This is a genomic window from Haloferax prahovense (assembly GCF_000723845.1).
GTDB classification, from domain to species: domain Archaea; phylum Halobacteriota; class Halobacteria; order Halobacteriales; family Haloferacaceae; genus Haloferax; species Haloferax prahovense.
Genome location: NZ_LK053000.1, coordinates 921378 through 934121, shown reverse-complemented (window position 1 = coordinate 934121; position 12744 = coordinate 921378). Strand labels below are relative to the sequence as shown.

The 12744-nt window shown below is 67.8% G+C and carries 14 protein-coding genes; 5 read left to right on the top strand and 9 right to left on the bottom strand.

Going from position 1 to position 12744, the window contains the following annotated elements:
- Nucleotides 1-35 precede the first annotated feature (35 nt).
- Nucleotides 36-191, bottom strand: a complete 156-nt coding sequence (locus BN984_RS19655) for a hypothetical protein (protein ID WP_181950684.1) — start codon at nt 189-191, stop codon at nt 36-38.
- 122 nt (nt 192-313) lie between these two features.
- On the opposite strand from BN984_RS19655, the gene BN984_RS04520 reads away from it, so the two are divergent.
- Nucleotides 314-2125 (top strand): formate/nitrite transporter family protein, encoded by a 1812-nt coding sequence (locus tag BN984_RS04520; protein WP_008095235.1) that lies wholly within the window; start codon nt 314-316, stop codon nt 2123-2125.
- A 115-nt stretch (nt 2126-2240) separates the two neighbouring features.
- Nucleotides 2241-2873, top strand: coding sequence for a DsbA family oxidoreductase (locus BN984_RS04515; protein ID WP_049967764.1), 633 nt, complete (start codon nt 2241-2243; stop codon nt 2871-2873).
- Nucleotides 2874-2936: 63 nt separating this feature from the next.
- Here the strand turns inward: BN984_RS04515 and BN984_RS04510 are convergent, their stop codons facing one another.
- The 3 genes from BN984_RS04510 to BN984_RS04500 all read right to left on the bottom strand — a co-directional run bounded on the left by BN984_RS04510 (nt 2937) and on the right by BN984_RS04500 (nt 5496).
- Nucleotides 2937-3365, bottom strand: a complete 429-nt coding sequence (locus BN984_RS04510; RefSeq protein ID WP_049967763.1) for a DUF7522 family protein — start codon at nt 3363-3365, stop codon at nt 2937-2939.
- Nucleotides 3366-3446: 81 nt separating this feature from the next.
- Nucleotides 3447-4382, bottom strand: a complete 936-nt coding sequence (locus BN984_RS04505; RefSeq protein WP_049967762.1) for an oxidoreductase — start codon at nt 4380-4382, stop codon at nt 3447-3449.
- Between the two features lie 85 nt (nt 4383-4467).
- Nucleotides 4468-5496: an isoaspartyl peptidase/L-asparaginase gene (locus BN984_RS04500; protein ID WP_004042661.1), complete on the bottom strand. Its 1029-nt coding sequence runs from the start codon at nt 5494-5496 to the stop codon at nt 4468-4470.
- Nucleotides 5497-5614: 118 nt separating this feature from the next.
- Between BN984_RS04500 and icd the strand changes: the two genes are divergently transcribed.
- Nucleotides 5615-6874 carry an isocitrate dehydrogenase (NADP(+)) gene (gene icd / locus BN984_RS04495; protein ID WP_008095245.1) on the top strand — a complete coding sequence of 420 codons (1260 nt, stop codon included), beginning with the start codon at nt 5615-5617 and terminating at the stop codon, nt 6872-6874.
- A gap of 54 nt (nt 6875-6928) precedes the next feature.
- On the opposite strand, the gene BN984_RS04490 is transcribed toward icd, so the two are convergent.
- The 3 genes from BN984_RS04490 to BN984_RS04480 all read right to left on the bottom strand — a co-directional run bounded on the left by BN984_RS04490 (nt 6929) and on the right by BN984_RS04480 (nt 8637).
- Nucleotides 6929-7384 carry a hypothetical protein gene (locus BN984_RS04490; protein ID WP_049913576.1) on the bottom strand — a complete coding sequence of 152 codons (456 nt, stop codon included), beginning with the start codon at nt 7382-7384 and terminating at the stop codon, nt 6929-6931.
- Between the two features lie 172 nt (nt 7385-7556).
- Nucleotides 7557-8060, bottom strand: coding sequence for a hypothetical protein (locus BN984_RS04485; protein WP_081909226.1), 504 nt, complete (start codon nt 8058-8060; stop codon nt 7557-7559).
- Between the two features lie 232 nt (nt 8061-8292).
- Nucleotides 8293-8637: a cupin domain-containing protein gene (locus BN984_RS04480; RefSeq protein WP_008095252.1), complete on the bottom strand. Its 345-nt coding sequence runs from the start codon at nt 8635-8637 to the stop codon at nt 8293-8295.
- Between the two features lie 126 nt (nt 8638-8763).
- Here BN984_RS04480 and BN984_RS04475 point away from each other — a divergent pair, with 126 nt between their 5' ends.
- The gene (locus tag BN984_RS04475; RefSeq protein WP_008095253.1) at nt 8764-9303 is read left to right on the top strand and encodes a DUF5817 domain-containing protein; all 540 of its coding nucleotides are present in this window, start codon (nt 8764-8766) and stop codon (nt 9301-9303) included.
- 47 nt (nt 9304-9350) lie between these two features.
- Here the strand turns inward: BN984_RS04475 and BN984_RS19390 are convergent, their stop codons facing one another.
- Together BN984_RS19390 and hmgA are read right to left on the bottom strand one after the other, a co-directional pair.
- Nucleotides 9351-9500, bottom strand: coding sequence for a hypothetical protein (locus BN984_RS19390; RefSeq protein WP_156037882.1), 150 nt, complete (start codon nt 9498-9500; stop codon nt 9351-9353).
- A gap of 211 nt (nt 9501-9711) precedes the next feature.
- Nucleotides 9712-10923: a hydroxymethylglutaryl-CoA reductase (NADPH) gene (gene hmgA / locus BN984_RS04470; RefSeq protein WP_008095255.1), complete on the bottom strand. Its 1212-nt coding sequence runs from the start codon at nt 10921-10923 to the stop codon at nt 9712-9714.
- Nucleotides 10924-11028: 105 nt separating this feature from the next.
- On the opposite strand from hmgA, the gene BN984_RS04465 reads away from it, so the two are divergent.
- Nucleotides 11029-12666: an amidohydrolase gene (locus BN984_RS04465; protein ID WP_049967760.1), complete on the top strand. Its 1638-nt coding sequence runs from the start codon at nt 11029-11031 to the stop codon at nt 12664-12666.
- The last annotated feature ends 78 nt before the right edge of the window (nt 12667-12744 follow it).

The window sequence follows — 12744 nt, the reverse complement described above, 5'->3', positions numbered from 1 at the left end:
GTCGCCGGCGACCACGGAGCGGCGGGTCGGGACGGTCAGCGCGAGAAATTGCGGTCCTTCGCGGGGTCTTCGACGACGACCCACCAGCGGACGTCCTCCTTCGGGTGGCGGCGCTCGACGTGTTCGTCGAGTCGCTCCCCGGAGTCGAAATCGCGGCCGCAGCGGTTGCAGCGGTGGTGTCTGTTGGCCATGGGTACGGATACGCCGTCGATGCTGATCAACATATATGGGTGGCCGCTTCCGACGCGACCGAACTGTTGTAGACGGCCTGAACCGGTACGTTTAGAACGGTTTATTCGAAAAACACCGCTCAATGACAGAACCCGAGTCGACGGAGCTCGACGAATCCGTTCGCGAGGCCGTCGAACGGTCACGAAGCGGCGCGCCGGCGGTCGGTTCGGTGGTTCGCGACCGGTTTTCGTCCGACGAGGTGTTCCAGCGCATCGTCGCGGCCGCGGACGAGGAGATAACCTCCGGCGCGCGGGAACTGTTCTTCAGCGCCCTCGCCGCGGGCTTCGCGATTACGATCACGTTCCTCCTCTACGTCTCGATGAAAGCGTCCACCGGCGGCGACCCGGTGTTAAGTGCGATGCTCTACCCGCTCGGGTTCATCTACATCATCATCGGGGGCTATCAGCTCTACACCGAGAACACGCTCCCGCCGGTCGCGTTGACGCTGGAGCGGTTGGCCAGTATCCCCGCGCTCTTGCGTAACTGGGTCGTCGTCCTCGCGGGGAACCTCTTCGGCGGGACGCTCGGTGCGGCCGCCCTCGCCTTCGGCGGCGTCCTCTCGCCGGAAGCCGCGAACGCGGCGCTCGAACTCGCTCAGAAGGGCGTCGAGACGCCCTGGTGGAGTCTCTTCTTCAAGGCCGCGTTCGCCGGCCTCATCGTCGCCGGCGTCGTCTGGGTCACCTTCGCCGCCCGCGACACCATCTCTCGCCTCGTCGTCGTCTACCTCGCGTTCCTCGCGGTTCCGCTGGGTGGCCTCTTCCACGTCGTCGTCTCCTACACCGAGATGGTCTACCTCGTGATGAACGGCCAGCTGGCGTTCCTCGTCGGCTTAACCGAGTTCGTCGTCCCCGTGCTGTTGGGCAACACCTTCGGCGGCGTCGTCCTCGTCACCGTCGTCAACTACTTCCAGACGACGGAAAACCGGTTGGAATCCGCTCGCTTCGAGGGGGCGAAACGACAGCTCTCGGTTCGCGAGTGGGTGCTGGGTGGGCTCGCGGGACGGTCGTACGTCCCGCTCATCGAGACCGAAGAGGGAACCGAAGACCACCCGGACTCCTACCGGGTCGTCGTCCCCATCGCGAATCCACGGACCGAGTCGCACGTCGTCGAACTCGCCTGCGCGCTCGCGAAGTCGAAAGAGGACGCTATCGTCGATATCGTCCACGTGGTGCAGGTCCCCTCGCGCGTCTCGCAACGCTACGGTGCCGCACAGAACCAGCGGATTATCGCACACTCCAACGAGCAGCTCGAAGACGCTCGCGAACGCGCTGCCGGCTACGATATCGAAGCCCGGACGTCGACCGTCGTCTCACACCGCTCGTTCGAGGAGATATTCACCGTCGCCCGACGCAAAGACGCGGACCTCGTCGTCATGGGCTGGAGCAACGACCGAATCTGGGCGGGGGGACGTGCAGAGCGGACGATGAGCGAGTTGACGAGTCGCCTGCCCTGTGATTTCCTCGTCCTCAACGACCGGAACTACGACACCAGTCGACTCCTCTTGCCGACGGTCGATAGCGCCCACTCGGCGCTCAGCGCCGAAGTCGCGAAATCCCTCCACTCGACCGTCGGGTCGGAGGTGACGCTCCTTCACGTCGTCGACGGCCCGGACGACCGCGAACGGGGCGAGGCGTTCCTCTCCGACTGGGCGACCGAACACGGCCTGCAGGACGCGGCGCGAATCGTCGACGATTCCGGCGACATCGAACGAGCCATCGCCGACCGGGCCGACAGCCACTCGATGGTGCTGATGGGAGCGACCGAACGGGGCCTTCTCACTCGACTCCTGACCGACTCGCTGCACCTCGACGTGGTCAACGACACCGATCACGCGGTTCTCTTGGTGGAGCGCGCCACCGACCGAAGCCTCAGGCAGCGTCTGTTCGGACGCTGAGGCGGTCGGCTACTCTCCTCGCGGCCGTTCGCTCTCTGCAACTCAGTAGCGTCGGCATTCGAACTGGTCGCCCGCGACCGCGCCGTTTTTGTAACCGTAGGAGAGACAAATACGCATGAGTTCAGACGCCGACCAGGCGATAACGGTCTACTCGGACTACGTGTGTCCCTTTTGCTACCTCGGGAGGCAGTCCCTGTCGCAGTATCAAGAGACGAGAGAGGAGGAACTCGATATCGACTGGCATCCGTTCGACCTGCGGAGTCAGAAGCGCCGCCCCGACGGAAGCATCGACTTCTCGGTCGACGACGGAAAAGACGAAGACTACTACGAGCAAGCGAGGCAGGGAGTCCGTCGGTTACAAGAGCGGTACGGCGTCGAGATGAACCTGGAACTCGGGACCGACGTGGACTCGCTTCCGGCGCAGGTCGTCTCGTACTACCTGAAGGGACACGCCGACTACGAGACGTGGCTCGCGTTCGACGAGTCGGTCTTCGAGGCGCTCTGGCAGGACGGCAAAGACATCGGCGACGAGGCGGTACTCGTCGAACTCGCCGAGTCGGTGGGCGTCGACGGCGAGGAAGTCACGTCCGCGCTCGACGACGAAACGCTTCGGACCGAAGTGCGCGAACGATTCAGTGAGGCCCAGCGACACGGCGTCACCGGTGTCCCAACGTTCGCGTACGAGGGCTACGCCGCGAGAGGTGCAGTTCCGCCGGAACAGCTAGCGCGACTCGTCGAGGGCGCGTAGACACCGGACGACCGACCAACGAGACCGACAGCGCTCGAAGAGTCGTCGCGCCCGCCGGCCGGTTCACCCGGCGGTGTTCGTTTCGAGCATCCGACGGAGCGCGACTTCCATCTCCTCGAACTCCGAGAGTTCGAGTTCGTCGGTGGTGACGATGACGCCGCGGTCCCCGGCGACGACGCGGCCGACGAACCCGTCCGAGAAGACGCGAAGGGTGAACTCGTACTCGCCGAACTCCGGACGCTCGCCGTTCCTGCCGGCGTTGTAGGTCTCCTGAGGTCCGAACCCGGTGCGCTCGCTCTCGACGAGTTCGGACTTGGCCGCGCGCGCCGCGGCCTCGTCGCCGTCGTAGAGGTCCCGCCGGACGTACAGTACGTCGAAATCGTCGCGGGTGAAGTGGACGACGCTTCGGAGAGAATCCCCGAGGGTCGTTCGGCAGGTGGAGACGAGGGCGTCGGCGACGCTCCCGGTGATTGTCGGCGTTGATTCGGTCACAGGAGTAGATAGCACGCCACAGTATTTGGCCGTCTCGCCTCTCTCACCACCCGGTTGCCGCGCCGCTCGGCCCGGCGCGGTTCAGGCCAGTCGGAACCGCGTGTCGGTGAGTTCCGCCGAGACCTCCCAGAGCCGTGCGGCAGTCTCCGGGTCTCTGGCGCGGTCGCTCGGCTCCGCGATGCCGGGGTTGCCGCGCATGCCGAACAGCCCCTGCGGGCCGACGTACTCCCCGCTTTCGACGGCCGGCGACGTGGCGGCGTACAGAAGCGGGAGCGCGCCCATCTCGGCCGACTGGGCGAATATCGCGTTGCCGAGTTTGCTCATCCAGTACCGGAGTGTCGACCCGGACGCCTCGGGGCCGCGGAACTGGAGGTTCGTGTCGGCGTAGCCGGGATGTGCGCCCACGCTCAGCACGTCGTCGATGCCCGCGGCGGTCAGCCGGCGGTCGAGTTCGAACGCGAAAAGCAGGTTCGCGAGCTTGCTCTGGGCGTAGGCGTCCCACTCGTCGTAGTCGCGTTCGCCCTGCAGGTCGTCGAAGTCCATCCGGCCGCGCTCGTGGAGGCCGCTCGACATCGCGACGAGTCGCGTCTCGCCGGGCGTGTCGCGGAGCGTCGGAAACAGGCGGGCGCTCAGGACGAAGTGACCGAGGTGGTTCACGCCGAACTGCGTCTCGAAGCCCTGTGCGGTCTCCCGCCGGGGAATCGCCATCACGCCGGCGTTGTTGCAGAGGGCGTGTAACGCCCCGTGTTCGGCGGCGAACTCGTCGGCGAACCGCCGAACCGAATCGAGGTCGGCGAGGTCGAGTTCCGAGAGGGTCAGCGAGGCCGCCGGCACCGAGTCGCGGATGTCGGCCATCGCGTCCTCGCCGCGGTCGAGGCTCCGGCAGGCCATGACGACGTGCGCGCCCTTCTCGGCGAACGCGCGCGTCGCTTCGAAGCCGAGGCCGCTGTTCGCGCCGGTGACGATGACGGTCTTCCCCGAGAGGTCGGGGGCGTCGGCCGCGGTCCAATCGCTCATGGGGAACTGCAAGGACCGAACCGAGTAAACCGTGGCGGCGACCGCCGGCGCGGCCGGGCGAGCGGTCGCAGACGCTCGATTGAGACTACTTCGACGCGGTGCTGGTCTGCATCCCGTCGGAGTTGTACGCCGAGCCGAAGCCCTCGTCGTCGAGGAGGATGATCCCCGCCGACGACCCGGTGAGTTCGCCGAACTCCTCGATGGCGAGGTCGGCCGCGGTCTGGGCGTCGCAGCCGCGTTCGAGGTGGCCGACCGCCCTGCGAGCGAGCGTCACGCGCGCGATGTCTTCTCCCGCTCCCGTGGTCGACGCGCCGCCAGCGGGGGAGGCGTAGAAGCCCGAGCCGATTTGGGGTACGTCGCCGACGCGGCCGGCGAGGGCGAACCAGCGGCCGCCGGTCGAGGTCGCGGAGGCGAACGTCTCGCCGTCGGTGGCGACCGCCCCGACCGTGTCGTGACCGGGAAGGCGAACATCGTGAGCCGAGCGGTCACTGCTTGCTGAGGTTCCCTCAGAATTGTCGTGGCCGGGCAGGCGAACGTCGTGAGCCGAGCGGCCACTGCCTGCCGAGGTCTCCTCGGAACTGTCGTGCGCCGGCAGATAACCGTCGCCCGCCTCGGCCGTCGGGTCGCTCGTGCTACCGCCGAATCGGTCGGCCAGCCACGCGAGGTGTTCGCTGGGCGAGCCCTCGGGCGCGTCCGCGTTCGCCCAGCGCTCGCGGGTCTCGTCGGTGAAGAGGTCGACGCCGGTCTCGACGCCCGCGTCGGCGGCGAAGTCGACCGCCGGCTCGCCCGTTAGGAGGACGTGCGGGGTGTCTTCGAGGACCGCGCGCGCGACGGAGACGGCGTGTTCGACGCCCTCCATGCCGGAGGCCGCGCCGGCGCGTCGGTCGCTCAGCATGACGCCCGCGTCGGTGCGGACGACGCCGTCGGACTGGACCGCGCCGCCGACGCCCGCGTTGAACCGGTGGTCCGATTCGAGGACGCGGACTGCGGTCTCGACCGCCGAAAGCGGGTCGGGTTCGCTCGCGCCCGCGTCGGCCGCGTCGTCCAGGACGGCCTGTCTGGGTTCCGGTTCGCCGGGGATGCCGCCGGCACCGCCGTGGAGGATAATTCGCATACGAGGGTGTCTTCGGAGCGCGGTCCTAAACGTATCGACCGACGAATAGAGCGATACTTGCACTTCGCCGTCGATAACGGCAGGACTTTTACACCGCACTGGAAAACCCAAATTGTTCATGAGCTACGACCAGATTGAGGTTCCGGACGACGGCGAGAAAATCACGGTCGACGAGGAGACGGGCGAGCTCTCCGTCCCCGACAACCCGATTATTCCGATCATCCACGGCGACGGAATCGGAACGGACGTCGGCCCCGCCGCACAGAAGGTCCTCGACGCCGCCGCCGAGGCGACCGGCCGCTCTGTCTCTTGGATGCGCGTCTACGCCGGTTCGTCCGCCCGCGACAAGTACGACGAGAACCTCCCGGAGGACACGGTAAGCGCCATCCGCAACCACCGCGTCGCAATCAAGGGCCCGCTCACGACACCCGTCGGTGCCGGCTTCCGCTCGCTCAACGTCGCGCTCCGCAAGAAGCTCGACCTCTACGCGAACGTCCGCCCGACCTACCACCTCGACGGCGTCCCGTCGCCCGTGAAGAACCCCTCGGCGATGGACATGGTCACGTTCCGCGAGAACACCGAAGACGTGTACGCCGGCATCGAGTGGGAAGCCGGCACCGACGAGGTCCAGAAGGTCAAGGAGTTCGTCGAAGAAGAGATGGGCGCGGACGGCGTCATCCACGACGGTCCCGTCGGCATCGGCATCAAGCCCATCACCGAGTTCGGGACGAAGCGCCTCGTCCGCGAGGCTATCGAGTACGCCCTCGAAAACGACCGCCCGTCGGTCACGCTCGTCCACAAGGGCAACATCATGAAGTTCACCGAGGGTGCCTTCCGTGACTGGGGCTACGAACTCGCAGAAGAGGAGTTCGGCGACGTCACCATCACCGAAGACGAACTGTGGGAAGAGTACGACGGCGAGCGTCCCGAGGACAAGGTCGTCGTCAAGGACCGCATCGCCGACAACATGCTCCAGCAGCTTCTCACCCGCACCGCCGACTACGACGTCATCGCCACGATGAACCTCAACGGCGACTACATGTCCGACGCCGCCGGCGCGCAGATCGGTGGTCTCGGCATCGCCCCCGGCGCGAACTTCGGCGAGGGTCTCTGCCTCGCAGAGCCCGTCCACGGCTCCGCGCCCAAGTACGCCGGCCAGGACAAGGTCAACCCGACCGCGATGATTCTCTCCGGCCGCCTCATGTTCGAGTACATGGGCTGGAAGGACGCCGGCAAGCTCATCCGCGACGCCGTCGAGAAGACCATCTCGGACGGCGACGTCACCTACGACCTCGAACGCCAGATCGAGGGCGGCAACAAGCTCGCCACGAGCGAGTACGCCGACAAGGTCGTCGAGAATATTCAGGAACTCGCGTAAGCGAACACACCACTTCTCTCTCGCGGCATCGACGCCGCAGTTCTTTCGCGCCGACTACAGTCGATTCGGGTCCCGCCAGCGCTGAATCCGGTTCCACAGGGGGCGGACGAACCCGAAGACGACCGCGCCGGCGGTGTCGGCGACGATGTCGACGCCCGTGTCCTCCAAGTAGACAGAGCGGGGCCACTCGACCCAGAAGCCGGTGAACAGACGCTCGTACACCTCGAACCACGTGCCGATGGCGGCGACCGCCATCGGGAGGACGACGAGGAGCGCGACCCGCGAGTGGAGCAGGCGGGGGTTGAGGACGTAGAGGACCGCCGCGACGCCGAACCCGGAGGCGGCGTGGACGAGGATGTCCCACCACCAGATGCGGGTGTAGAGAAACAGCGCCATGCTCGTGAAGTGCGTCGCGGTGACGGCGCCTCCGAACACCGCGACGGCGGCCATCTCTCGGGGGCGTTCTTCCCACCCCGCCAGCACCATCTCGTCCCAGGTGCGCCTCAGCATGCGCGAGGGGGTGCGCGGGTCGCGCCGAGTACGGTGTGGAGGTTCGGTGCCGGGTCTTCTGCGAGCGGAGGCATAGACGAGAGATAGGACATCATCAATATGTACGTTTTCCCGACGGAGCAACACGTTTGGGGTTAAATTAACCACCTCGGCGGGAGCATCGCGTCCGGAGTCAGCGGTTCGACGGGGAGTCGTCGTCCGCCTTCTCGCCGCCGTCGGAGCGGAGGTGACCGGCGCTGCGCGGCGAGTCGCCGCGGGGGGAATCTGCCCGCGCCCGCGACCTGAGGACGCCCTCGACGAGGACGAAAAAGCCGAGGCCGCCGACCACGTCGACCACGAGGTCAATCGCGGTGTCCTCGAGGTAGTAGGCCATCGACCAGCCCCACCAGAAGTCCTTGAACAGGTACTCGTACACCTCGAAGCCCGCGCCGATGGCGAGGATGACGCCGGCGACAACCACCGGGGCGCGATCGCCCCGGAAGGTCTGCGGGAACACGAGGAACAACACGCCCGCGACGCCGAAGCCCGAAAGCGAGTGGGTGAGCACGTCCCACCACCAGATTCTCGTGTAGATGTCGTAGGCGAGCCCGCCGAAGTGGAGCGCGCTGACGACCGCCGCCCAGACGCCGACGAACACCCACAGCCACGGCTCGCGTGCGAGCTTCGAGTGACTCATGGTCGCCCGCTGCTCGGCGGGGTATCCGGGGTGTTCGGCGCGCCGGGCGCTATCCATAGAGGAAGTACGCGGGGGAAGGGCATAGTTAGGGACTACCGTCTATCGGATGGTGACACCGGACTGATAAATGCTTTCTCCTCATGTGTTTCGAACGAAACGTTCCGGGACTCGTTCGAGAGACCCCACCCCGACGGCCCGTCAGGGAGATTCTAACGGGGGGTCGCGCTCGGCGTCAGTCCAGCCACGGCGGGTTGTCCCGCGGCGGCGAAAACACGTCGATGCCGACGACGGTCTCGTCGCCGCGGTTCTCCGCGCCGTGGAGTTCGCCGCCTGCGAGCGAGTAGGCGTCGCCGGGACCGACGACGAGTTCCTCGCCGTCGTCGCCGACGAGGAACGTCAGTTCGCCGGCGACGATGTAGCCGACCTGCTCGTGTGGGTGGTCGTGAACCGGGACGGCCGCGCCGGGTTCGATGCGGAAGTGCTGGACGTTCATCTTCTCCCCGCCCGCGAGGAGCGAGAGGGAGACGCCGTCGGCCGCCTCGGCGGACGGCGCGTCGTCGAGTGAAACTCGGTCCATGGTGGCAAGCCACAGGGAACGGGGATAAATCCGCCGGGGAGGCGCCGCGGGGGTCGTCACCCGCGAGGGGTTCACGGTCGCTTCCGCTCCCGAACGTTCAAATCCGACGCCGCGGAACATCGGCGTATGTACGCGGTCGTGGGGTGTACGGACTGCGCGAACATGTGGCTCCTTTCGGACCCCGACGGGTCGAAGACGGCGACGTGTCCGCGGTGCGGCAGGCGACACCAGACGAAAAAGCTCCGGCGGTTCTTCGAGTCCGATGACCGGGACGCCGCGCGGCAGGCGCGGTCGGCGCTCTTGGCGAAGAAACACGGCGACAGCGAGGCGTTCGCGCAGGTCGAACACGTCTCGGAGCTCGACCGGCGGGTCGAGGAGTCGGGCGTCGACGACCGCGAGTACCTCGAAGGCTCGGGACTCGACGCCGACGAGGTGTTCGAGGCGGGCGAGGCCGCCTCTCGCGGTCGGAACTCGTCGGCGGCGTCGCCCGACCGCCTGACGGTCGTCCGCGAGGCGGTTCGGGATGGCGACCGGCCGACCGAGGAGGAAATCGTCGCGACTGCGGTCGAACGCGGCGTCCCGGACGACCGCGCCCGCGACCTGCTCGACAAACTCCGGCGGCGCGGCGAGGTGTCGGAGTCGCGGGGCCGACACCGACTGGTCTGAGCGTCGCGGCGGGCGACCGGTACAAAGGGGCCGCGAGCGCAGGCACCTCAGAGCGCGCCGAGCAACTTCGCCACGGTCAGCGCGGAGGCGACGACGCCGAGGGCCAACTTCACCAGCCTGAGCGCGAGCGCCAACCGCCGCGCGTCGTCGTAGTCGTCGGGCGATTCGGGGTCGGTACTGCGTGTAGAGAGTGGCATGGGAGGGGATGGGTTGTGGACACGCCCGCGGGTGCTGCCCGACGGACGCGTTTTCATCGTTTCCGCGGAAACGGAATAAACGCGAGCCACGGGTGCGGGGTGAAAGTGAAAGTGGACGTCGATGACTGAATCCGTCGATACAGGTCTGTGGGAAGCGAATAACGGCTGTTTAGTCGTCTCCGGCAGCGGTGAAACTGAAACCGGGTTCGGATTACCGGCCGAGTTCGGCGTGGGCGCTGGAGAGGTGCCGCGAGGCGAGCGCGGAGAGGAGCGAGAGTTCGCCCGCGAGGGAGCCGACGGCGATGCATTCGGCGAGGGCGTCGGCGTTGGAGCCGGCGGGGTCGCCGCCGCCGCTGACGCCGAGGATATCGAGGCCCTCGGACTGCGTCGGGAGCTTCGTGCCGCCGCCGACGGTGCCGACTTCGAGGGAGGCGATAGAGACCGAGACGTAGAGGTCGCCGTCCTGCACCTCGGCGGTCGTGATGGCGTTCGCGCCCTCGACGACCTGCGCCTCGTCCTGTCCGGTGGCGAGGAACATCGCGGCGACGACGTTGGCGACGTGGGCGTTGAAGCCGAGGCTCGCGGCCTTCGCGGAGCCGACGAGATTCTTGCGGGTGTTGAGTTCCGCGACCGCCTCGGGCGTGGTGTGCAGGCGCGCTTCGACGACTTCGCGCGGGATGCGCACGTCGGCGGTGACGCTCCGGCCGCGCCCCTCGACGGCGTTGATTGCGGCGGGCTTCTTGTCGGTACAGAGGTTGCCCGAGAGGGCGACGAGCGAGGCGGTCGTCTCTTCTTCGACGACGCCGCAGGCGGCCTCGGTGGCGATGGTGGCCATGTTCATTCCCATCGCGTCCTTGGTGTCGTAGCGGAACCGCAGGTAGACCGAGTTGCCGACGACGTACGGCGTCACGTCGAGGAGTTCGCCGTGGTTCGTCGTCTCCTCGGCGGCTTCCTTCAGCGCCGCGAAGTTGTCGCGGGTCCACGAGACGAGCGCCTCGGCCTCGGCCACGTCGGCGACGCGGAACACCGGCGCGCGGGTCATCCCGGACTTGAGGACGCGAGCGGTCGCGCCGCCGGCGCTGTTGATGACCGAACAGCCGCGGTTGACCGACGCGAGGAGCGCGCCCTCGGTGGTCGCGAGCGGGAGGTACTTCTCGCCGGAGACGGAGCCGCCGTCGACCGAAACGGGGCCGGCGACGCCCATCGGCACCTGAATCGCGCCGACCATGTTCTCGATGGCCGACTCGGCGGCTTCGGCGGGGAAGCCGTAGTTCCCGACCGCGTCGAGCGACGCGCCGGACTGCGATTCGACGAGCAACCGGCGCGCCTCGGCGGCGGTGTCGGCGTCGGCGTGCGCTTCGAGTTCGTGGAGGCGGAGTTCGCCCTCCCGAACGCGGTCGGCGAGGGACGCGGCGTCTGTCATGCTCCGACGTTTTCCGCGCCGGCCCTAACGCGTTCCGGTTCTTTCAACGGTCGCTGTCCGGCCGCCTCCCGAACCGTTTTGCCCTCCCGCGTCGGGGTCAAACGTATGACCGCGGCAGCGGACCTCGTACTGACGAACGCGGAGGTACACACGCTCGGGTCGCCCGACGAAACCCACGAAGCCGTCGCCGTCCGCGACGGCGAGGTCGTCCGCGTCGGCCGCGCGTTCGACGTGGAACTGCTCGTCGGCGTCGAGACGCGGGTCGTCGACTGCGAGGGACGAGTCGTCCTCCCCGGCTTCATCGACGCCCACACGCACCTCCCGATGGTCGGCCGGTCGCTCGTCCACGCCGACCTCTCCACCGCCGACTCCGCGGCTGAAGCGGTCGAACTACTCCGCGAGCGAGCCGCGGAGGTCGAACGCGGAGACGAGGTCGGCGGTGACGGCGACAAGACCGACTGGGTGCTCGGCTACGGCTACGACGAGAGCACGTGGGACGAGTCCCGATACCTCGCCCGCGACGACCTCGACGAAGTCTCCGAGACGGCCCCCGTTGTGGCCTTCCGCGAGGACCTCCACACCGCCGGCGTCAACTCGGTCGTCCTCGACCGCTACGCCGACGAGATGCCCGACGCGGGCGTGCGGACCGCCGGCCGAGACGCTGTTTCCGAGGGTGTCGGCGACGGTGACGCCGCCGGCGAGCCGACGGGCGTCGTCGTCGAGGGCGCGGTCGACGTGCTCCGCGAGGCGACCGAACCGGGCCGCGAGGAGATGGCGGCGCTCGTCCGCGCCGCGCAGTCGTACGCGACCGCCCGCGGGGTCACCGGCGTCCACGACATGGTCCGTGGCTCCCGCGCTCCCGAGGTCTACCGTGACCTCGACGAAGCCGGCGAACTGGACCTCCGCGTCCGAATCAACTACTGGTCGGACCACCTCGACGCGCTCCGCGAGGTCGGCCTGCGGACGAACCACGGAGGCGGAAGCCACCGCGACCTCGTCACCGTCGGCGCGATAAAGACGTTCACCGACGGGAGCTTCGGCGGCCGGACCGCGAAGCTCACCGAACCGTACGCCGACGCCGCGGGTGACCCCGCCGCGGCCGACGACGAGACGGGCCAGTGGGTCGTCGACCCCGAAGAACTCCGCGAACTCGTCGCCGACGCGGACGAGTCGAGCTACCAGCTCACCGCGCACGCCATCGGCGACGCGGCCATCGACGCGGTTCTCGCGGCGTACGAGGAGACCGACGACCCCGGCTCGGCCCGCCACCGGGTCGAACACCTCGAACTCGCCTCCGACGAGGCCATCGAGCGGTTCGCCGAACTTGGCGTCGTCGCCTCGGTCCAGCCGAACTTTCTGAAGTGGGCCGACGAGGGCGGCCTCTACGACGCCCGCCTCGGCGAGCGACGCCTGCGAACCAACCGCTACCGCGACCTGCTCGACGCCGGGGTCGACCTCGCGTTCGGGAGCGACTGCATGCCGCTCGGGCCGCTTCTCGGCGTCGACCTCGCCACCGACCACCCGAACCCCGACCAGTCGCTCACCGTCACCGAGGCGCTCCGGGCGTACACGTCCGGCGCGGCCTACGCCGGCTTCGACGAGGACCGACTGGGAACCGTCGCGGCAGGCACCGCCGCGGACCTCGTCGTCCTCGACGAGTCGCCGTGGGAAACCGACTCGATTCGCGACGTCGCGGTCTCGATGACCGTCGTGGACGGTCGCGTCGTCTTCGAACGCGACTGAACGAGAAATCGCCATCGACGGAGGAGTACATTCGAAGAAAATTATTCTTCAACCGAGTAGACGACGTTCGAGGGTTCT

What these genes read in the sequence shown, in the direction of transcription:
- BN984_RS04515 (WP_049967764.1), top strand. Translation starts at nt 2,241, where the DNA reads ATGAGTTCAGACGCCGACCAGGCGATAACGGTCTACTCGGACTACGTG.
- BN984_RS04485 (WP_081909226.1), bottom strand. Translation starts at nt 8,060, where the DNA reads ATGAGTCACTCGAAGCTCGCACGCGAGCCGTGGCTGTGGGTGTTCGTC.
- BN984_RS04520 (WP_008095235.1), top strand. Translation starts at nt 314, where the DNA reads ATGACAGAACCCGAGTCGACGGAGCTCGACGAATCCGTTCGCGAGGCC.
- icd (WP_008095245.1), top strand. Translation starts at nt 5,615, where the DNA reads ATGAGCTACGACCAGATTGAGGTTCCGGACGACGGCGAGAAAATCACG.
- BN984_RS04505 (WP_049967762.1), bottom strand. Translation starts at nt 4,382, where the DNA reads ATGAGCGATTGGACCGCGGCCGACGCCCCCGACCTCTCGGGGAAGACC.
- BN984_RS04490 (WP_049913576.1), bottom strand. Translation starts at nt 7,384, where the DNA reads ATGCTGAGGCGCACCTGGGACGAGATGGTGCTGGCGGGGTGGGAAGAA.
- BN984_RS04500 (WP_004042661.1), bottom strand. Translation starts at nt 5,496, where the DNA reads ATGCGAATTATCCTCCACGGCGGTGCCGGCGGCATCCCCGGCGAACCG.
- BN984_RS19390 (WP_156037882.1), bottom strand. Translation starts at nt 9,500, where the DNA reads ATGCCACTCTCTACACGCAGTACCGACCCCGAATCGCCCGACGACTAC.
- BN984_RS04475 (WP_008095253.1), top strand. Translation starts at nt 8,764, where the DNA reads ATGTACGCGGTCGTGGGGTGTACGGACTGCGCGAACATGTGGCTCCTT.
- BN984_RS04480 (WP_008095252.1), bottom strand. Translation starts at nt 8,637, where the DNA reads ATGGACCGAGTTTCACTCGACGACGCGCCGTCCGCCGAGGCGGCCGAC.
- hmgA (WP_008095255.1), bottom strand. Translation starts at nt 10,923, where the DNA reads ATGACAGACGCCGCGTCCCTCGCCGACCGCGTTCGGGAGGGCGAACTC.
- BN984_RS19655 (WP_181950684.1), bottom strand. Translation starts at nt 191, where the DNA reads ATGGCCAACAGACACCACCGCTGCAACCGCTGCGGCCGCGATTTCGAC.
- BN984_RS04465 (WP_049967760.1), top strand. Translation starts at nt 11,029, where the DNA reads ATGACCGCGGCAGCGGACCTCGTACTGACGAACGCGGAGGTACACACG.